The 18,229-nt window shown below is 41.4% G+C and carries 21 protein-coding genes; 9 read left to right on the top strand and 12 right to left on the bottom strand.

All coding sequences use genetic code 11. The features are described from left to right. Window positions 1–115: 115 nt before the first annotated feature. A complete protein-coding gene (locus LLW17_RS08005; protein WP_228229735.1) occupies window positions 116–901 on the bottom strand; it encodes a tRNA pseudouridine synthase A in 786 nt (261 codons plus the stop codon). A gap of 238 nt (window positions 902–1,139) precedes the next feature. Here LLW17_RS08005 and epsC point away from each other — a divergent pair, with 238 nt between their 5' ends. From epsC to LLW17_RS07990, 3 genes are read left to right on the top strand one after another with little or no spacing between them, the layout of a single operon-like run. Beyond that, a complete protein-coding gene (gene epsC / locus LLW17_RS08000) occupies window positions 1,140–1,931 on the top strand; it encodes a serine O-acetyltransferase EpsC (RefSeq protein WP_228229734.1) in 792 nt (263 codons plus the stop codon). 19 nt (window positions 1,932–1,950) lie between these two features. Beyond that, a complete protein-coding gene (gene cysM, locus LLW17_RS07995) occupies window positions 1,951–2,835 on the top strand; it encodes a cysteine synthase CysM (protein ID WP_228229733.1) in 885 nt (294 codons plus the stop codon). Then, a complete protein-coding gene (locus LLW17_RS07990) occupies window positions 2,828–3,661 on the top strand; it encodes a DUF1853 family protein (protein WP_228229732.1) in 834 nt (277 codons plus the stop codon). The genes cysM and LLW17_RS07990 overlap by 8 nt, the downstream gene beginning before the upstream one ends. Window positions 3,662–3,666: 5 nt before the next feature. On the opposite strand, the gene LLW17_RS07985 is transcribed toward LLW17_RS07990, so the two are convergent. Next, window positions 3,667–4,131 carry a cold-shock protein gene (locus LLW17_RS07985; RefSeq protein WP_228229731.1) on the bottom strand — a complete coding sequence of 155 codons (465 nt, stop codon included), beginning with the start codon at window positions 4,129–4,131 and terminating at the stop codon, window positions 3,667–3,669. A 318-nt stretch (window positions 4,132–4,449) separates the two neighbouring features. Between LLW17_RS07985 and LLW17_RS07980 the strand changes: the two genes are divergently transcribed. The 3 genes from LLW17_RS07980 to LLW17_RS07970 are packed head-to-tail and all read left to right on the top strand — an operon-like array spanning window position 4,450 to window position 6,345. After that, the gene (locus LLW17_RS07980; RefSeq protein WP_228229730.1) at window positions 4,450–5,055 is read left to right on the top strand and encodes a hypothetical protein; all 606 of its coding nucleotides are present in this window, start codon (window positions 4,450–4,452) and stop codon (window positions 5,053–5,055) included. 1 nt (window position 5,056) lies between these two features. Next, on the top strand, window positions 5,057–5,692 hold the full coding sequence (locus LLW17_RS07975) for a hypothetical protein (protein WP_228229729.1): 636 nt from the start codon (window positions 5,057–5,059) through the stop codon (window positions 5,690–5,692). Next, a complete protein-coding gene (locus LLW17_RS07970) occupies window positions 5,692–6,345 on the top strand; it encodes a hypothetical protein (RefSeq protein WP_228229728.1) in 654 nt (217 codons plus the stop codon). Before LLW17_RS07975 ends, LLW17_RS07970 begins: the two co-directional genes overlap by 1 nt. 2 nt (window positions 6,346–6,347) lie before the next feature. On the opposite strand, the gene LLW17_RS07965 is transcribed toward LLW17_RS07970, so the two are convergent. The 4 genes from LLW17_RS07965 to LLW17_RS07950 all read right to left on the bottom strand — a co-directional run bounded on the left by LLW17_RS07965 (window position 6,348) and on the right by LLW17_RS07950 (window position 9,163). After that, window positions 6,348–7,616, bottom strand: a complete 1,269-nt coding sequence (locus tag LLW17_RS07965; RefSeq protein WP_228229727.1) for an MFS transporter — start codon at window positions 7,614–7,616, stop codon at window positions 6,348–6,350. 107 nt (window positions 7,617–7,723) lie between these two features. Beyond that, window positions 7,724–8,329 (bottom strand): low molecular weight phosphatase family protein, encoded by a 606-nt coding sequence (locus LLW17_RS07960; protein ID WP_228229726.1) that lies wholly within the window; start codon window positions 8,327–8,329, stop codon window positions 7,724–7,726. Between the two features lie 25 nt (window positions 8,330–8,354). Further along, window positions 8,355–8,816 carry a DUF6428 family protein gene (locus tag LLW17_RS07955; RefSeq protein ID WP_228229725.1) on the bottom strand — a complete coding sequence of 154 codons (462 nt, stop codon included), beginning with the start codon at window positions 8,814–8,816 and terminating at the stop codon, window positions 8,355–8,357. 11 nt (window positions 8,817–8,827) lie between these two features. Continuing rightward, window positions 8,828–9,163 (bottom strand): ArsR/SmtB family transcription factor, encoded by a 336-nt coding sequence (locus LLW17_RS07950; protein ID WP_228229724.1) that lies wholly within the window; start codon window positions 9,161–9,163, stop codon window positions 8,828–8,830. Window positions 9,164–9,322: 159 nt separating this feature from the next. On the opposite strand from LLW17_RS07950, the gene LLW17_RS07945 reads away from it, so the two are divergent. The 3 genes from LLW17_RS07945 to LLW17_RS07935 all read left to right on the top strand — a co-directional run bounded on the left by LLW17_RS07945 (window position 9,323) and on the right by LLW17_RS07935 (window position 12,276). Next, window positions 9,323–9,787, top strand: coding sequence for a ferritin-like domain-containing protein (locus tag LLW17_RS07945; RefSeq protein WP_228229723.1), 465 nt, complete (start codon window positions 9,323–9,325; stop codon window positions 9,785–9,787). Window positions 9,788–9,928: 141 nt separating this feature from the next. Next, entirely contained in the window at window positions 9,929–11,119 is a 1,191-nt protein-coding gene (locus tag LLW17_RS07940; RefSeq protein ID WP_228229722.1) for a pyridoxal phosphate-dependent aminotransferase, read from the top strand. 2 nt (window positions 11,120–11,121) lie between these two features. Further along, complete coding sequence (locus tag LLW17_RS07935) at window positions 11,122–12,276, top strand: AEC family transporter (RefSeq protein ID WP_228229721.1); 1,155 nt, start codon at window positions 11,122–11,124, stop codon at window positions 12,274–12,276. On the opposite strand, the gene LLW17_RS07930 is transcribed toward LLW17_RS07935, so the two are convergent. From LLW17_RS07930 to LLW17_RS07905, 6 genes are all read right to left on the bottom strand, one after another. Next, complete coding sequence (locus LLW17_RS07930; RefSeq protein WP_228229720.1) at window positions 12,273–12,956, bottom strand: hypothetical protein; 684 nt, start codon at window positions 12,954–12,956, stop codon at window positions 12,273–12,275. The two genes, LLW17_RS07935 and LLW17_RS07930, sit on opposite strands and share 4 nt — an antisense overlap. 3 nt (window positions 12,957–12,959) lie before the next feature. Beyond that, window positions 12,960–13,799, bottom strand: a complete 840-nt coding sequence (locus tag LLW17_RS07925) for a toll/interleukin-1 receptor domain-containing protein (protein ID WP_228229719.1) — start codon at window positions 13,797–13,799, stop codon at window positions 12,960–12,962. Between the two features lie 17 nt (window positions 13,800–13,816). Continuing rightward, on the bottom strand, window positions 13,817–15,076 hold the full coding sequence (locus LLW17_RS07920; RefSeq protein WP_228229718.1) for a toll/interleukin-1 receptor domain-containing protein: 1,260 nt from the start codon (window positions 15,074–15,076) through the stop codon (window positions 13,817–13,819). A gap of 110 nt (window positions 15,077–15,186) precedes the next feature. Continuing rightward, the gene (locus LLW17_RS07915) at window positions 15,187–15,408 is read right to left on the bottom strand and encodes a PGDYG domain-containing protein (RefSeq protein WP_228229717.1); all 222 of its coding nucleotides are present in this window, start codon (window positions 15,406–15,408) and stop codon (window positions 15,187–15,189) included. A 71-nt stretch (window positions 15,409–15,479) separates the two neighbouring features. Next, window positions 15,480–17,666, bottom strand: coding sequence for a caspase family protein (locus LLW17_RS07910; RefSeq protein ID WP_228229716.1), 2,187 nt, complete (start codon window positions 17,664–17,666; stop codon window positions 15,480–15,482). A gap of 6 nt (window positions 17,667–17,672) precedes the next feature. Then, window positions 17,673–18,179, bottom strand: a complete 507-nt coding sequence (locus LLW17_RS07905; RefSeq protein ID WP_228229715.1) for a hypothetical protein — start codon at window positions 18,177–18,179, stop codon at window positions 17,673–17,675. Window positions 18,180–18,229: the final 50 nt, after the last annotated feature.

The raw sequence follows: 18,229 nt of genomic DNA, 5'->3' as shown, positions 1-18,229 counted from the left end.
GAAGTAAAGATAACAGACACCCCTGTTTATCGGGGTTAAGGTCGGGTTAAACCTTTGAGGAAGATGGTTAATCTTTGTTAAATGAAGGATGCTTTAAGTTAATTTAGCACAGGTTTTAGTCTTTCAAAAAAATACTCTGGAGAATAAGTCCCGAAGCCTGAGCGATATGAGTTAATTTAAACTCCCGGCTACCATCGAGACTGCGTTTAAAATCTTCCATACTAAGTACCCCCGACCCGAGATCAAATAAAGCTCCCATCATTAAGCGCACCTGATGCCGTTTAAAACCTTCGCCCACAACCCGAAAAACATACGATTGATCCGGAAAAAAGCTGGCCGAATAAAGTGTATTGACCTCGACCACAGCCTTCTCAACAGTCATCAGGGTTTGAGTCTCGGGATTTGCCTTGTAGGCATAATTTCTAAAATCGTGCGACCCTTCCATCAGCTTTGCGCCTTCCTGCATCAAAGGGATGTCTAAATCCTCCCGAAAATTAATCATATACGGAGCACAAAAAGGATGGTTTTTTGAGCCAAAGGAAAAAAGATAGATGTATTCTTTCAGCTTTGGAGCCTGAATAATATTGGTTTGCTCTTCGAGTTCGGCGATTTCAAGCAGGCGTATATCCTGCGGAAGGTTGACATTGAAGAGGTCAAAAAACGTTTCCAGATTTAATGCTTCGTCACGCAAAATCAGCTCGACATACGTTTCGTTGACCGAAACCTTCGCGTCAGTACGACCGGCGGCAATAAATTTAAAATTGCCGTGATTGAGCACATACTTTAAGGTGCGCTGCATCATCCGCTCTACCGTAAGCAGCTCTGGCTGTTTCTGCCAGCCGTGATACCTAAAACCCAGGTATTGTATTTTTAAAAGGTAGTAATATTCATTTTTAAACATGCTTCAAAAATAGTAATCTTAGAACAGGCAAATACTATCTGGCTGTATATAGATCATCGAAAAATTAAATTGAGGGATTAAATCGCCGATGTGAATTTAGGGAATTTCCCTGCCGAAAAGGGGAAGTATTACAACAACATTTATCTAAATTTGAAATGTCTCAAAGTTAAGACGACAAACAACGCTCGAATAGTCTTTAAAAAGGGTTGCATAAACCCAAAAAAGCTTAGACCTATTTATGGTAAATAAACTCACCATCATTCAGCAAATAAAGGCACATAAAAAAAATGCCAAGCTCAATTATAAATTAAAGCAAGACGCACAGCTCTTTACCAAAGAACTCTTCAACACCTTATTTAACTATCCTAACAATCTGGATGCTGATCTAGACAGGCTTGAGAAGTTATTTGAAGATTTAGTAGAGCTGGCCTGCTGGGAAATTGATAAAAAATGCAGCAAGGTCTGGGATGACTATGTCGCAGAACTTCCGGAGATCCTGCGTATGCTCAACCTCGATGCTGAGGCGATATATAAAAACGATCCTGCCGCAGAAAGTATCGAAGAAGTTTACCTGGCATATCCCGGTTTTTATGCAGTAGCCATTTACAGGCTAAGTCACGCCCTCTACCAAAAGGGCTTTCCTATTGTACCCCGACTGATGACCGAATATGCCCATCACGTTACCGGTGTTGATATCAACCCCGGAGCAACCATTGGAGAACATTTTTTTATGGATCACGCCACGGGTATTGTAATTGGAGAGACAGCTGTCATCAAAAATCACGTAAAACTGTATCAGGGTGTAACACTTGGAGCCTTAAGCGTGACCAAAGAGCTGGAGTCGGTTAAACGTCATCCTACCATTGAAGATCACGTGACAATTTACGCAAACGCAACCATTTTAGGCGGTGAAACGGTAATAGGATCTAACAGTATTATAGGCGGTAACGTCTGGTTAACAAAGTCGGTCCCACCCTATTCTCTGGTATCCCACAAGCCCGAGATACTCATCAGAGAACTCGAAAAATAATCTGCAATCAAAAAAACTCATGAATTTTTCTATAGAACGCCTCATAGGTAATACGCCACTTGTTGAATCAAAAGTTTTAAATACCAATCCTAACGTAAAACTGCTCTTTAAGCTTGAAGGCCAAAATCCCGGCGGTAGTGTTAAAGATCGCGCTGCGTATAATATGATTACGGCAGCCCTGGAACGGGGTGAAATAACCAAAGACACCAAATTGATTGAAGCGACCAGCGGAAACACGGGTATAGCTTTGGCTATGATTGCAGCGATGTACAAACTGGACCTGGAGATTGTTATGCCCGAAAATGCCACAAAAGAACGCGTACAAACCATGCGGGCTTATGGAGCTACCGTCATCCTCACACCTACAGAAGTAGGCATAGAAGGTGCCCGCGATTTTGCTGAGGCTAAAGTGAAAAACGAAGGCTACTTTATGTTTAATCAGTTTGGAAATCCTGATAACTGGGAAGCCCACTACAAAACCACAGGTCCTGAAATATGGAGAGATACCGAAGGAAAAGTAACGCACTTTGTCTCATCAATGGGTACTACGGGCACCATTATGGGAACTTCAACCTATTTAAAAGAGCAAAGTTCAAATGTTCAGATTGTAGGCGTACAACCCACCGACGAATCCAGTATTCCCGGAATACGCAAATGGCCGCAGGAATATCTGCCCAAAATTTTTGATGCTACAAAAGTAGATCAGATTCTCGAAGTTAGTGAGGCTGATGCCCGGGTGATGGCCAAAAGACTGGCAGAAGAAGAAGGTATTTTTAGCGGTATGAGCAGTGGCGGAGCAACTGTAGCAGCCTTACGTCTTTGCGAAAAACTGAAAGAAGGTATAGTCGTTTCTATTATTTGTGACCGGGGAGATCGCTACCTATCATCAGATCTCTTTGATTAATTTAAATAGTCATACTAGTCTGCAAAGGCAGTATCTGGGTTTTCTGGAAACCCCGCAATTGCATTTTGCTCCTCTTGATTTTGAGTACGCTTGCTTTGAGCTATCGGGAGCTTCCCGGCAACTACCCGAAGATTTTGAGATGCCGCATCCCATTCGTTTAGGGCAACGCATGGAAATTTTTATGGAAACAGCCCTGCAACAGGATTTTGAAATTCTCGCCAAAAACCTTCAGATAATTGATCATAAGCGCACCCTTGGAGAATTTGACTTTATTCTAAAGCCAAAAAACAGTGCCGATGTTATTCATCTGGAAATGGTTTATAAATTTTATTTCCTGAGACCCGAAAGCGGAGATTATTGGATAGACAGGTTACAGGGGCCTAACGGTAAAGATCACCTGAAGCTGAAACTCAAGAAAATGCGTGATCAGCAGTTTCCCTTACTTTACAAAACCGAAACACAAGCTTACCTTAATAACCTGGGGATTAAAGCTCAACGTATGAAGCAACATCTGTTTTTTAAGGCTCAGGTTTATATTCCTGCCGGTTTTGAGAAAGAACGGGCAGATGAGGCTTTTGTAAATACAATACAGGGTAATTACTATACGCAGGAACAACTTTACCTGCTAAACAAACCGGTTAACCGCTTCTACATTCCGTTTAAAAATGATTGGGTTGCAATACCTGATTCTGCAGCTGGCTTTGAAGACTTCGACAGTTTTTATAAAAAAATAAGCGTTGCTCTACGTGAACAACGCTCTTCCCTGTTTTGGATTTTCAATTCTGAAACAGTAGTGTTTCAGAGGCATTTTGCCAGCTGGTTGTAATTGCCTTAGATCTTACTAACGCGCACGGCGTTCATCCCTTTTTGACCACGCTCGAGTTCAAATGAAACCTTATCGTTTTCATTGAGTTCACCTTCAAGAATTCCGCTTACGTGAACGAAGTATTTTTCCTGGTTTTCTGAATCGATTATAAAACCAAATCCTTTAGAATGGTCAAAAAACGAAACTTTTCCGTTTCTGAATTTAGCCTCTTCAGCTGCCAGTTTATCTGCTTCCGTGGTCTTGGGAACACTGATTTGAATATCTTCAATGTCAATTTCAACCTTCATAGAAGGATCTGGCGGGGTATCGGTAAGATTTCCATTATGATCAACATAAGCGATCATATCTTCAAAATTTCCACCGGTAGAATTCGCCTTACGGGCTTCTTTTCGTTTTTGCTTTTCTTCTCGTTTTTTTATGCGCTTTTTTTCGCGTTCAGTCTTACTATAAGTTTGTTGTGATTTTCCCATTTAATGTTTTAAGTGAATAGATACTGCGCCTGAGTCAAGATCAGAAGTATACTACACGTGGGATACGAAGAAATGGAGAAGCTTATCTTATATCAGGCGTTTCGAGTACGGCTTAAGCGGGTGGCTTTGACTAGACTGCTGTAAAGGTACGCATTTGTAATGGATAATCAGCATAATTCTTGCTCCAACCCAATGCACTTCATCGGTAAGTTCATTGTACCTAAAAAATATATTCTTACAACACTAAATACAAGTCTTAAATATGTGTATTTTAACCGATTAATGATTACATTTGCCGTGGAAATAAACCCCAACAAGTTGAAAACAACAATACTCCTCTTTTTTTATGCCTTGAGCTTTACAGCTTTCAGTCAAACTGATGGAGTTGGTATTGGTACTACTCAACCCAGAGCGAAGTTAGAAGTTGCCGGCGATGCACGGCTTTCGGAAGGGATTTCAATAGGCATTATCGATAACCTGGAAGACAATGATACTTCTACCTTTCTCATCCAGGAACAATCCAATAAAATAAAAACACTTGACGTGAGTAATCCTACGGGTGCTGCTTTGGGTTATATTCAGGTTTACGAAATATATAATCCCAATGAAGACTGGGTTTTAGATTTTGACACACGGGTAAATGCCAACGATTTTGTACTTAATGCAATATCGGCCTCCTACGACCGGGAGCTCGATATGGGATTTAATTCGACAATCCCTTATTATTCTGCATTTATAAGTAACGGAACCTGGCATATTACAGCAGACTTTCCCGAAGCTAATAACCGCAATCCTGCCGAGTTAGGAACGTGGACAGTAACCTGTCTTATTTATTCTAAAGATTTATCCAAGCAGTTTGGACGAGTAGAAATACCAATGGCAGGCAACACTACAGGTGCTGCGGCAAATCCTATTGTTGATTAATATGAAAACGCGTCTATTACTTTTTGCTTTCCTGATATCAATGCCTGCATTTACACAGGTAGGGATAGGTACAGTTACTCCTGAAGCTGATTTGCACGTTGCAGGTGATATGATTATTCAGCAGGAGGTTGAGTTTGGGATTTTACCTTCGGTTAATAATACCGACGAGGATTTTAAACTACTGACGCGCCAGACCAATTCAACACCCATAAACGGGGAAATAACCAGGCTTGATGTAGATGAACTTACAGTAGCTCCCATAAATGTATTCAAGTATTATTTCGGCAATATCAATTACGACAATATTACAGACCTTAATTTAGGCTTTGAAACCTCAAGATACATTGTAGGAATCGCAGATTTTAGATATATCGGGGCTCCTGTCAACAAGGTTCTGATCAATAATGCAGATGATTCCATCGGAGCTTTTGTTGTACGCACTTTTCAAAGTGGTGGTACCTGGCATCTTGAAATTAGAAATAGATTTTTAAATACCACAGGCAGCACAAATCAGGTAAATTATGAAGTAACTTTTATTATTTACGATACCAGCTTTTACAGGCAATTGCCAACCATTACAACCAATCTTGGAGGAAGTAATGTAGGTACTGCATCTACAATACCCGATTTATACTGATGAAAACTCCAAAGATATTTTTCTGGACTCTTTTTTTAATAGCTCTTAATTTCAAATTGAGTGCTCAGGTTGGTATAAACACGACAACACCGGCTGCAGCATTAGATGTAAACGGAAGCAGCAAAACCGATGAACGTCTGTTTTTGGAAAATCCCGGAAATTCTACCGTAATACGCGGATCAAAATTGATTATTGAAAAAACAGATCGTTCTATTGTTCAATATGACATTAATATCAGTAAGTACGGACCTATTAATTATGCCGAATTTGTATTTCGTAATTCCCCAAGAGCCGGCATTGCTGATTATGACACAAAAATCAGTACCGCAGACTACACCGTATCGGTACAGGGATATTACTTTAGAGAGAATGGTTCAAACAGTACCAATGTACACGTGGTAAGTAATAAAGGTAACAGTGTAGTAGAAGGTTTTCAGGTATATGCTTATAAAAACACAGGTACAAATACCTGGTTTATAAAATGTCTGGTTAACGACGGCATCTTTGAAGGACGAAATACCAACGCTAATATTGATATCTATATGAATTTAATCATATATAGAAAGCGCTTTATTGCTAAAGAAGTAAATAGCTATTATATTAATATGAACAGAATAGAAGTTGGTACTTTAGGCAAACCCCCCGGGTTCTAAAATCAATCTTCTTTCTCGTGCTCTTCCAGATCTTTTCTAAGATCTAGTTTTCTGAATTTAGGCGAAAGGATTCCGGTTGCGACTACTGTGATCAGCGTCATACTTCCGCCAAAAACCACGGCAGTAACCGTTCCCATAAGTTTTGCTGTTAAGCCGCTTTCAAAAGCCCCCAGTTCATTAGAACTACCCACAAACATAGAATTTACCGAAGCTACCCTGCCCCGCATAGAATCTGGCGTTTTTAATTGAAGAATGGTTTGTCTGATAATCATAGAAACACCATCGGTGACACCACTCATAAATAAAGCAAAAACCGAAAGCCAAAAACTCGTTGAGAGTCCGAAAACAATAATACAAACCCCAAAACCGAAAACTGCCGCCAGCAATTTCATCCCCGCGGCTTTGTACAGCGGAAAATAAGCAGAAGTAAACATCGTAATCAAAGCTCCAACTGCAGGAGCCGCACGCAAAATCCCAAAGCCCTGTGGCCCCACTTTTAAAATATCCTGAGCGTAAATAGGCAGTAAGGCTACTGCTCCACCAAAGAGCACCGCAATCATATCAAGACTTAAGGCCCCTAATACTGCCTTGCTGTTCCGCACAAATTGAATACCCTCTTTTAAACTCTGCAATACGGGTTCTCCAATTTTAGGATTCATAATAGGTTTGCGCTTAATTTGAGTCAAAACACCCAGCGCCATTAATGAAAAACCAAAAATCACGCACATAGACCAGTGAACCCCTATAAGATGTATTAAAAAACCTCCAACGGCCGGACCTACCACTCCGCCCATTTGCCAAACGCTGCTACTCCAGGTCGCAGCATTAGGGTATATTTTTTTTGGTACGATGAGCGCAAATAAAGAGAATATGGTAGGACCAAGAAACGCCCTAACGATACCGCCTATAAATACCAAAGCATAAATAAAATATAAGGTTAGTGAGGTAGTAATGTGTTGGGTTACCACGGGCCAGGTCAATAAAAACAGACCCACGCTCACTACCGAAAACCCAAATATGCACTTAAAGAGCAAACTGCGCTTTTCGCGCTGGTCAACGATATGACCTGCAAAGAGTGCCAGCGAAACCGCCGGAATTACCTCCATAAGACCTATAATCCCCAGCGATAAGGGATTCTTGGTTATGCTGTATACCTCCCACTCGATGACCACAAATTGCATAGACCAGGCAAAAACCATAGCAAAGCGCACCAAAAGAAATAGGTTAAATTCCCTGTACCTCAGGGCTGCATACGGATCATTTTTTGCCATAGAATAATGCCTAAAACAGATTTGGTTTCCGCTGCAAAAGTAAGTTTTTGGACCGCTTTTCTTTTAAAAATAGAAAGGAATATATGCTGGTGTTGCTTTTAAAAAGATCAGCCTTGCACCTGGCTAAAAACATATTTCATTTCGGTCGCGATCTCCTTACTCCGCGCGGCATAAACTTCCGCTTCCTGTGGTGTGCCATCTGCAATTTTAGGATCTTCATAACGCACCGGAATACGCGCTTCAGCTCCCGGAATAAACGGGCAGTTTTCATCTGCGTGCGAACAGGTCATTATTGCCGCGAAGTTTTTGGAAGGATTATCAGGATGATCATACAGTTTTGAGAAAGCTTTAATCTCCGGCAGATTATCGGCAAGACTTAAGCTGTAAACCGGATTTTCAGCACCTTCATTTTCAGCCTTAAAACCTTGTTTAATTAAAGTATTTACCGCGGTTTTATTAAAAACCGTAACTTCTACTCCACCAGAAAAAGTTTTCGCCTCAACATCAAAATATACGGCCATCGCCTGAGCCCAAATCTGAGAAAGCTGGCTGCGTCTGGAATTGTGAGTACAAATAAAGTTAAGCTGTATCGGTAAAGCCTGAGCTTTTTTAGCCAGGAGATAATCAATAAGAGTCTGAAGCTCTTCTTTCCGGGATTCTGCAATAGTTTCCAGTTGCAAAGCATCAATAAATGCCTTTAAATCGGTATACATATAGTTAGACAAATTAATTATCTGATTAGCAACAACCGTTTCCCGGTATACAGGGATCTGAGGCTGCATTAATAAGCGGTGTGGTTTGACGCTGTGGCACTCCACAGGCATCTTTCGCCAAACAGTCTGTTTGTAAAGAAGTTAGTTTAAAATATTTCCCGTCGTAATCAAGACCATAAATTGCAATAGTTTCTGCCTGATACTCAACCTCAAGTTCTAAATCTTCCAAATCAAGCGCCTTTTCAGAAAGCTCAAGAATGCTTAAAAGTTTCTCCGGGTGTAAACGGTGGTTGTAATCCTGTGCATTCCACAATTGCATAACGATTGTTTCTTTAGTGCGTAAGGTCCCGCCACAATCGATAAATCGTTTAGTGCTCTGCCCTACTTCGGTCACGTGAAAGTGCGCAGGCACCAGTTTTCCGTCAGGCAATTCAAAGCCTATTTTATGAGCTTTGGTAATGATTTTTTTTAGTTCAGATAGTTTCATAGTAGTTCGTTTTAGCAGCATTCGGTTGATTTGCAACTTTGCAGCGAATCAAATAACAGATTCAATTCCTTTTTTAAAATGGTTAGAGCTTCGGGGTCAATACAGTAACAGACTCGCACACCTTCAATGGTTCCCTGAATTAAACCGGCTTTCTTCAATTCCTTTAAATGTTGGGAAACGGTGGCCTGAGCCAGACCAATATCGGTTACCAAATCGCCGCAAACACAACTGTCTAACTTTGAAAGTTGCTGTAATATGGCAATACGAGCCGGGTGCGCAAGCGCCTTGGCATAAGCCGCAAGCCTGGTCTGATGATCTGTAAATAATTGTTCTTTAGTTGCTCCCATAATATTAATCGCAATATTACGATTAATAAATAAACCTGACAATTCTCTTCGAATAAAAATGTTAACCTCGTACTAAAAGCCCCTGTATATCTACCACATACGCTAAAGGAAAACTAACTTTACAAAACTGATCAGCATGTTTAATTCAGTTTATACACTATGGAAAAGACTTCAAGTCACGACACAATTACCGAAGGTTTGCAACGCCTTTTGGTAAAAAACTATGATGCAGAGAAAGGATACATTAAAGCGATGCAGGATATTGATCACGCAGCTTTGCGCGGCTTTATGCAAAGACAGGCCGCAAAGCGGAATGGTTTTGCTACCGAATTGGATCACGAGTTGCATTTAATCAATGAAAAACCAAAGTCTGACGGGAGTTTAGCCGGCGATCTACACCGCACCTGGATGGATTTGCGCGATGTACTCAACCTCAATGATAAATCGGCTATTCTTGAAGAGTGCCTGCGTGGGGAAGAAACCAGTGCCAAAGAATACGAGCAGGTGCTTGAGGATATTCAGTTTCCGCAGCATTTACGCACGGTCATCAATAATCAGCTCTCAAAAATTTACAGGACTATAGAAGATCTTCATCAACTCGAAGACATTACCAAACTGCAATAAATTCCCAAAAAGGGTTTCGAATTGCGTAAAATTTGGGCTAAAAAATTACCAGATAATTACTTTATTGAGTTGTTTTTTAGCAAGTCCACACCATAACAACGATTTGATTTTCATAAATTTAAAGAAATCAAATCGTTTTTTATGACATCTTCACAACTTCCCAGAAGAGACTGGATCAAAAAATTGGCTCTGTCTATAGGAGCAGTAGCCGTAGCACCCACAGCGCTTTGGGCAGATACCGTTGAAACAGCAAGACGCAACAACCAAAAATTCTTATACCGCAATCCGGTTTTTGACGAATTTACACCTCCAAAAATCCCCGACCTAAGCACAGTTAAAGCCCGTTTAGTTTGGAATGAAAATCCGCACGGCCCCTCTAAAATGGCGGCTGAAGCATTTCAGAAAGCAGTCTGGGACGGTAATCATTACTCATGGTCTACCCTGAATGATTTGGTTGAAAAAATTGCAGTTTTTGAAGGGGTAAGCCCAGATCAGATTATGATGGGTCCCGGTTCTTCAGACCTTCTTGAAAAGACCGCTTTAGTGCTATTTCAGGATGGAGGAAATGTCATCAGTGCAGACCCCAGTTATATGTCTTTAGTGAGCGTGGCCAAAGCTGCCGGCGGTTCCTGGAAAGCGATAAAACTTACCGATGATTATCAGCATGATCTCGATGCGATGGAAGCTGCGATAGATGCCGATACTAAACTCGTTTACATCACAAACCCGAATAATCCCACAGCCACAATCACCAATACCGAAAAACTCAAAGACTTTTGCTCCCGTGTTTCAGAACGGGTACCGGTTTTTGTAGATGAAGCCTATCTGGAACTGGCTCCGGGCGGACTCGAAGGCAGTATGGCTCCCCTGGTTGCCGAAGGTAAAAACGTTTTTGTGACGCGTACTTTTTCTAAAATTCACGGCATGGCCGGCTTGCGTATGGGCTATATGCTGGGGCATAAAGACTCTCTGGCGGCCATAAACGAAATTACCCGTGGCGGGATGGGCATTAGCGGTCCCACAATTGCCGCTGCTTCTGCCAGTATGGACGATAGCGAGTATCTGGAAATGTGTAAAACCAAATTTGATGAAGCCCGAAATTACACCATGGCGTTTCTTGATAAAAAGGGAATTACTCCTATGCCTTCTACCACAAACTTTATCATTTTCCCCATCGAGATGGAAGGTGATGCTTTTCTGGAGCAAATTTACGAACGCAAAGTAGTCGTCAGGGCCTTTAAATTCTGGGATCAGAACTGGTGTCGGGTAAGTTTGGGCACGATGGAAGAAATGAAGCATTTTACAGATGCCATTGATGAAATTTTGGTTTAAGTATGGATCACAATCTGCAAAAAACCGTATTGTTTCTGGTTTTTATTCTATTGGGATTACTGCTTAAGGTAAAACTTAAAAACAAGCAGGAACTCGCCGGGATCAAGATGATCATTCTCAATCTTGCGCTTCCTGCTACCATATTTATAGCGCTCCTGAGTATAGACGTCGAGTTATCCCTGCTCATTTTACCCGTAATGGCTTTAGCGCTAAATGTTGTGCTGTTTGCTGTTGCTCCGGGTATTTTGAGCTTTACAGGGCTTAAGCGCGGTACGGCAAACTTTAGGACCGCCCATTTGCTTATTCCTTCTCTGGCGCCGGGATTGAGCTGTTTTCCTTTTATTCTCGAGTATCTGGGCGAAAGCTATCTGGCCAAAGCAGCGATGGCCGATTTAGGGAATAAGGTTTTTGTACTTCTCATTTTATATCTGGTCGCTATGCGCTGGCATTATAAAACCCAGGAAGTAAAAGGGACATCTAATAGCAGTAAACTGAAGAATTTAATGCTTGCTATGGCCACCGAACCGGTTAATCTCTTTATCGCTGCGGCCTTAATACTGTTGTTTGCAGGATTTAGACTAGACACGTTACCTTTTGTCTTTTCGGAAGGATTATCGAAGCTCAGTTTGTTGATGACCCCACTGGTCTTATTGTTTATAGGGCTTTCGGTAAGTGTGAAACGCAATCAGTTTTTACAAATTCTTTCGCTTCTCTTAATACGCGCCGGAATCGTAACCTTTTTTGCACTTGCTGTTTGTTATTTGGGCAACATTTCAATTGCCGAAGATCGCCTGTTGCTTCTGGCTTTTGGACTAAGTGCCTGTAGTTTCTGGCCTTTTGCACACATCGCAGCTGTCGCTTATCAGGAGAAAGAGCTCAATAATTTGCGAAAAACCTTCAACCAAAATTATGCGATTAATATTTTGGCGATTTCCTTTCCGCTTTCGGTGGTGCTTATTCTGGGGATCTTAGCTACAGGAACTCAATTTGCAGGCTTATCAAGCCTGTTGGTATTGGGGTCAAGTCTTGTGCTGTGCGGTTCTGCTTATCCTGTCGCGCGGTATTTCTACCGTAAACGAAAATACAGCAACTCAGAAATCGAAATTTCAGTTCCCAAAAAACCTTCTATACGCGTTAGACAAATCCACGAGAATTAATCCTGGGTAATATAAATATCAAACCTACTCGACCTGTATTCTTTAGCCAGATTTGAGTCTCTTCCACGAGCAACTTTCAGGTCAATAACATTTCGAATTCGGTTTGCCAAACTATCTGCCCTGGATTTTAAATCGTCGTCGTAATAATAAAGCGTTCGGTTTTGACTATCTAAATACACGGGATTAGCGCGTATTAACGTATCTTCTTCTACAGGATTTAAAAGTTTCAATTCCTGTGAAGCATTCTTTTTATCAAATAAAAAGACCACCTGAAAATCCCGATCCTTTTTAAAATCTAACCCTAATTCGTTGGCTTTTATTTTCCAGTTATCGAGCTTTCTCAGGGTGTCTAATGGCAATTGACGCAATCGGGAAATGCTGTCAAAATACAGCCCTATAGCGTCGAGATTACGGGTTAATCGGGTGTTGTTAAGCTCCATTTCACTAATCGAATCGTAAATGGTATCAATCATAGACACATAACCTATGGTCTGATTATCTATAATTTGCAAACTGTCTTTAGTACGCTCCAATCGTTCATTCGATCTAGAAAGCTTATGATTCAAACTAAAAGTGAGCGCTAGTAACAAAGCGATAATAATACCAGCGATGATGTAGAAAATCTTGCTTTTCTTATCTCTTCTTTCTACTTCGGCAATGGCCTGGTCTAGTGTTTTCATAGTTTAAATGCTGGCTAGTCTAATAAAATCGGAATTCATATTCTCAATATCGGCTTCGGTAAGCTTTGAAATGGCCCGCTCCAGACGGTTTCTTTTCAGTTCAAAAAGTTCAATAAGCTGAATGCGACTGTCCCTGTCCCCTATTTTTCGATAGACAAATAAACCAAGCATTGCTAAAATGGCCAACACGCTTATTAAAATCTGCTGCTGTGTATCCTGAAAATCAAGATTTTTGGTTAAAAAATTGATCATAAAGATTGCACTAACTCCAAGGCTCAATACCCCAAGACCAATGAGCAAATGGTACAAACGTTTTACCCGGGACAGGTGAAGGCTCTTTGCCTTGGCGATCTCTTCCGGTGAAATGAGGCGCTCCTCTAAAAAGTCAGACTCTGAAGGCGATTGAAAAATAGAAGTTACTGCTTCGGCTGTTCCTTCCAAACGATCTGTATCTACCTCCCTGCTTTCCTTTAAATCCTGAAGTAATATCAAAAATCCTTCTTCCAGAGATTTACTGCAGTCTATATATTGTACCCTGCGAAGCAATAAGGGAATGCGGCAGTCTTCAAGCAAAAGCGGCACTATCTTTTTCTTCTGTTCAAGCGCGCAGTCTATTTCGCTCAAAACATAGGTAGAGGCCACAGCAGGCGGGGATAAAAGCACCAGTACAGCGTTAGCTTCTTCCAGGGCATTTTGGATCGCAATGTCCCAATGCGTACCCGGCTCGAGATTGAGCAGATCAAGCCAGACCGCCACGCCCTGTCCCTGAAGGCGTTGCGCCAAATCGAGAGCAATCTCTTTATTCTTACGCGAATAGCTTATAAAAAGCGTTTTAGAATTCATTTAAATAAGTAGGCCAATTAATTAACAACATGTTCATTTGAAAATTTAATTTTAATCCAGTACGAGCTGCCACTCTCGATAACTTCTTCAACCAGGACTAATGATTTTGATTTTGTAGAACCCACTACAGGAGAATTAGACTTACTCCCGCCTCTTATGGTTCTTGCCTGCGTCGCAACATAAAATTTATCAGCCACCGGCACACCGTCTCCCGGAGGTTCAAATGCCAAATCAAAATAGTTACTATACTTACTGCCGTAGTACACATAGCCGGTCTGGTCCAGATAATCTATCAATTTTGTCTTTGCTGCTTCTCTAAATTCAGATTCGGTATGGGTTTTATAGAAATTGAGATAATTAGCATAATGATTAAGCAGTTTTACCGCTTCCCACTCTTTTTGTTGCTGAGCCAGTGCCAGTTCTTCGGGTGTTGGTTCCGGTTCGGGCTCGGGCTCAGGTTCATCAATAAGCGCTACATCGGGCGTGGGTTTAAGACTATCCAGCTTAGTTTGTACCAAAGCCATATGTTGACAGGAATCAAAATTTGCAATATGTGCTTCAAAAAGTCGCGCATCGCTTTGGTTTTGAATCAGTTTCCAGTCGGTTTCATCTGCGGTTTCGGCAATCTGGGTATTTTCATCAGGCGGTGATTGAAATTGCACTAAAGACCAAATCGCAATCCCAATGGCAAAAACTGCCGCTATGCTGTAGAAGATGGTGTTTTTTGATGTTTTTTGAGCTGCAGAAGTCGAAGTCTGAGCTGTCGAAGAGGGTATTTCCTGATTCTTTTCTTCAACACTTTTATGCGTCGTGCTTTTAAACCCAGTGGTGTTTTCCGCTTTTTCAATAAGTTTATGGTCTGCTGCGGTATCTGAAAGTTTAGAAGCCACCCGCTCTTCAAGCCCCAAAGATGCAACGAGCGTATTCAAAGCCTGATTTCGGTTTCCTGTAAAATCAGCAAATTGGAGCCTTCGCAGTCTAAACGGAATATCACATTCTTCCAGCAGAATGGGTACTACCCGTTTATTTTCTTCTAAGGCAAATGAAACTTCATCCATTACATTTGCAGATTCTACAGAAGTCCTGGAGAGTATCACCAACAGCGTATCGCTCTTAAAAAGAGCCTGCTCGATGCTTTTATCCCAGCGCGAACCGGGCTGAATATCCAACTGATCGAGCCAGACCTTTGCTCCTGCTTCGCGAAGGCTTTGAGCAAGATGAATCACAAAATCGGAGTCCTGCCTTGAATAACTAAAAAAAATAGTACCGGTATTCATAATCGTCTATTTTAAAGAATGCTTCAGGTTTAATGAGCGCATTCCGAAAACACGTGTTTATAGGGAGACACGTATTTATTATTTTGATTATCTGATTTAGAGGTACTCTTTTATTTTAAATCATAGCTTTTCTTAAAAATGGCGTCATCACAGGCATAGAGCTCACCCTGAATGCCTTCCATCAGCCAGTCGCCTGGTTTGCCCTGCATCATTCCTTCAAGGGTTTTAACCTGAAACGCTTCGTGAATCTGCACGCAGTTTACCGGTATGGGTTTTTTAACCGCTTTTTGCCAGTTCCCAGCAACATCAGACTTTTTACTGAAGGTTTTCATTAGATATTCCATTATTAGATTAAGACTGATGTTCTCGCCTACAAGTTCATAAAAATTTAGGCACTAGTAAATTACAATAAAAAATTTGTATCCAGGAATTGAATAAACGGGTCTTTCGGATTATTCGTTTCCATAAGCTGGGTATAGGCCGCATACGCATTGGTGTAAATGGAATGTTTTTCGCGCGGACCTGCCAACACCACAGCCTTTTCATAAAAACTTCTGGACTCTTCAAAATTCCCTAAATAAATATGCGCTTCACCTAGAGTGGCAAGTTTCCAAAGACTGTCAAAATGGTCTTCATCGCAGGAGTTTAGAGCCTTCCGGGCATAATCTGTCATTTTTGTATGATCGTCATTAACAATAAGACTTAAAAATGCCAGATTGATCGCGTGGTAATAAATCTGACGGCAATCCTGATTGGCTTCCGCGAGCTCCAATGCTTTTTTATAATATTTGGTTGCAGCTTCGCCGTCAGCCGTTTTAAATTCCTTCAAATACTTACGTTTAAAGCGACCTCCTAAAACGCCCATAACATCAGAATCTGCCTGAGACAGGGGATGTTTACTCAAAATGGAAATGGCATCGTCTGTCCTTCCCAATTCTTCTAAAGCGTAAACCAATTGCTCCAGGCCGCGCTTATCGAGTTCCTGTGCTTTGAGTTCAAATTTCTCAACTACAGCCTGAAACTCGCCCGTCACCAGATTTTTATCAATAGCATCGGTTTGATCAGAAGTGGCATCTGCCGTAAAAAGACTAGTCACGAGACTCATCACCTCGTCGTCTTGAGATTTCGGCTTAATCATAGAAAAGTGTGAACCCTGAATCATCAGGGTATTCTCTTCCGGAAAAGGACCGAAAACAGATTCGTTTGTAACATACTCATCGTTAACTGCGGCAATCACCTTAAAATCAAAAGGATATTCTTCAAAACGCCGGGACCAATCTGCTCGTAAACCCGTTATAAATTCGCCTGAAGCATCCAGATCCCTGTATTTTTTATTGAAGATTCGGTCGAGAAAGCCCGATTTCAATCCTGCGCTGGGCGTGCCAAAAAGCAAGACGTGACTAATATCTTTGAGTCTGTTTTCCTTTAAATCAATCAGGGCCTTTTGCACGACGAGTCCGCCGGTGCCGTGAGCCAAAATCGCTATTTTCCCGTATTGTCTAAAGCGGAATTTGAGGCAGGTGGCTAAATAATCGGCAAGCTTTTCAATATCATCAGCATCTGCCCAAATGCTTTTGCCTAAATGCGGAGCTACATATTCTGAAAAACCAAAAGGAAACAAATCCCATTCTTCAAAACGCGCATCCTGCATCAAAAACTGAGGCATTTCGCCAAAACTTGAAGCACCTTCGCCAACAAAACCGTGAACAAAGAGCATCGCAGCCCGGGCATCCTCCCGTTTTCTAAAAGCGGTAATTACCTCAGGTTTGTGCGATTTGTCTACGGTACGCTTCTGTAAAGCAGCCTCCCTATTTACTTTAGTTCGCAGCTCCTGAGGAATGTAACTCAATACAAAATCATCGTAAATCTGAAGATTGGCATAAGGTCGTTGTTCGGGCTTGCGCTCAGGCACTTTTTTAAATATGTATTGAAAGACTTCAGAGATACGCACAAATTCTTCCTCAAAAGATTCTTTATGTCTTCCTTTTAGAACTTCGATTAAACATTTGGTAAACAAACTGTTATGATCCCCATCCAAAATCCATGAAAGCTGATCTTCGCGGCAGGAAGATAAGATAGACATGCCTTTACCGTCGTCAACCTCCTGAGCCAGACCTTCCGGATTTTGAAGTTTGCTAACGGTATTAGACACTCCACTACCCACCTCTCCCCGGGTCATTCCGGCCGCGTGACAACTGTCTAAAAAGAATATAAGCCTGCGGGAGTTTATCTTATTTATTTTTTCTTTGAGTTCTTCTGCCTTTACCCAGGTCGTATCGTAGTTATCCGGGTCAAAATCATTGGGAACCAAATAAAATTGATTCCAGGGTTCGTAAAAACCTCCGTGACCGGAGTAAAACAGCATCACCGAAGAATCTTCATCAATCTTCCCAATCAGTTCATCGAAGCCTTTAAGAATGCCCTCACGCGTTGCATTTTTTTCGGTGAGTAAAATGATATTTTCTTCAGGATACCCCGCCAGTTCCTCATCTACCAGAATATTATAAATAGCTGTGGCATCAAGAACGGTGGTAGGTAAATCATTACCTACTCCTATGAGTAACGCGTAGGCTTTAGAAAGTTTACTCATAGCTGCTTATTTTACAGTGGCGTACAGTTGTTCAATTACCTGTGCCTGTTCATCGGTTATTGCGGGGTTTGCAGAATTTGCCAGATCAAGGGCCGCGTTAATCACTTTTTGTTGCTGAAAGGTAATTAAGCCTATTTCAGACAATTGCGAAGAGAGGTTACTCGGGTTATGGTTTGAGGCCTCAATGCCGTGATTACGGGCTTTTTGATTTAAAAACTCCTCAAGCTCTTTTTTAACTTTAAGCACCCGCTCGTATGGAGATCCCTGTGCTGAAACTGTCACAGACTTTGCAGAATCTCGCAGTTGTGGCGCCATCTTGCTTAAAAGTGCTTTTGCCTCATCTAGTTTATTTTGAAAGGTCATCGAGATTCCCGAGGCACTGGCGTCAAGCGATTGCATCCGGTTGATCGCCCCGCCAAAAAAGCTTTTAAACTTAAAAACGATTATCAAAAGCGTTAGTGGCCAGATGATTACACTAATCAGCTGTACCAAATCTCCAAAAGTCACAGTCATACTAAAGTTGGTTTTTAATTTTTTGACTTGTTTTCTATTCCGGTTTAGCC

The organism is Leeuwenhoekiella parthenopeia (assembly GCF_020782115.1).
GTDB lineage: Bacteria > Bacteroidota > Bacteroidia > Flavobacteriales > Flavobacteriaceae > Leeuwenhoekiella > Leeuwenhoekiella parthenopeia.
This window is presented reverse-complemented; position numbering and strand designations above follow the sequence as displayed.

Excerpts from the sequence above, each read along its gene's own strand:
- LLW17_RS07940 (WP_228229722.1), top strand. The coding sequence starts at position 9,929 with ATGACATCTTCACAACTTCCCAGAAGAGACTGGATCAAAAAATTGGCT.
- LLW17_RS07960 (WP_228229726.1), bottom strand. The coding sequence starts at position 8,329 with ATGTATACCGATTTAAAGGCATTTATTGATGCTTTGCAACTGGAAACT.
- LLW17_RS07930 (WP_228229720.1), bottom strand. The coding sequence starts at position 12,956 with ATGAAAACACTAGACCAGGCCATTGCCGAAGTAGAAAGAAGAGATAAG.
- LLW17_RS07935 (WP_228229721.1), top strand. The coding sequence starts at position 11,122 with ATGGATCACAATCTGCAAAAAACCGTATTGTTTCTGGTTTTTATTCTA.
- LLW17_RS07985 (WP_228229731.1), bottom strand. The coding sequence starts at position 4,131 with ATGGGAAAATCACAACAAACTTATAGTAAGACTGAACGCGAAAAAAAG.
- LLW17_RS07950 (WP_228229724.1), bottom strand. The coding sequence starts at position 9,163 with ATGGGAGCAACTAAAGAACAATTATTTACAGATCATCAGACCAGGCTT.
- LLW17_RS07970 (WP_228229728.1), top strand. The coding sequence starts at position 5,692 with ATGAAAACTCCAAAGATATTTTTCTGGACTCTTTTTTTAATAGCTCTT.
- LLW17_RS07955 (WP_228229725.1), bottom strand. The coding sequence starts at position 8,816 with ATGAAACTATCTGAACTAAAAAAAATCATTACCAAAGCTCATAAAATA.
- LLW17_RS07945 (WP_228229723.1), top strand. The coding sequence starts at position 9,323 with ATGGAAAAGACTTCAAGTCACGACACAATTACCGAAGGTTTGCAACGC.
- LLW17_RS07965 (WP_228229727.1), bottom strand. The coding sequence starts at position 7,616 with ATGGCAAAAAATGATCCGTATGCAGCCCTGAGGTACAGGGAATTTAAC.
- LLW17_RS07915 (WP_228229717.1), bottom strand. The coding sequence starts at position 15,408 with ATGAAAACCTTCAGTAAAAAGTCTGATGTTGCTGGGAACTGGCAAAAA.
- LLW17_RS07975 (WP_228229729.1), top strand. The coding sequence starts at position 5,057 with ATGAAAACGCGTCTATTACTTTTTGCTTTCCTGATATCAATGCCTGCA.
- LLW17_RS07910 (WP_228229716.1), bottom strand. The coding sequence starts at position 17,666 with ATGAGTAAACTTTCTAAAGCCTACGCGTTACTCATAGGAGTAGGTAAT.
- LLW17_RS08005 (WP_228229735.1), bottom strand. The coding sequence starts at position 901 with ATGTTTAAAAATGAATATTACTACCTTTTAAAAATACAATACCTGGGT.
- epsC (WP_228229734.1), top strand. The coding sequence starts at position 1,140 with ATGGTAAATAAACTCACCATCATTCAGCAAATAAAGGCACATAAAAAA.
- cysM (WP_228229733.1), top strand. The coding sequence starts at position 1,951 with ATGAATTTTTCTATAGAACGCCTCATAGGTAATACGCCACTTGTTGAA.
- LLW17_RS07920 (WP_228229718.1), bottom strand. The coding sequence starts at position 15,076 with ATGAATACCGGTACTATTTTTTTTAGTTATTCAAGGCAGGACTCCGAT.
- LLW17_RS07925 (WP_228229719.1), bottom strand. The coding sequence starts at position 13,799 with ATGAATTCTAAAACGCTTTTTATAAGCTATTCGCGTAAGAATAAAGAG.
- LLW17_RS07905 (WP_228229715.1), bottom strand. The coding sequence starts at position 18,179 with ATGACTGTGACTTTTGGAGATTTGGTACAGCTGATTAGTGTAATCATC.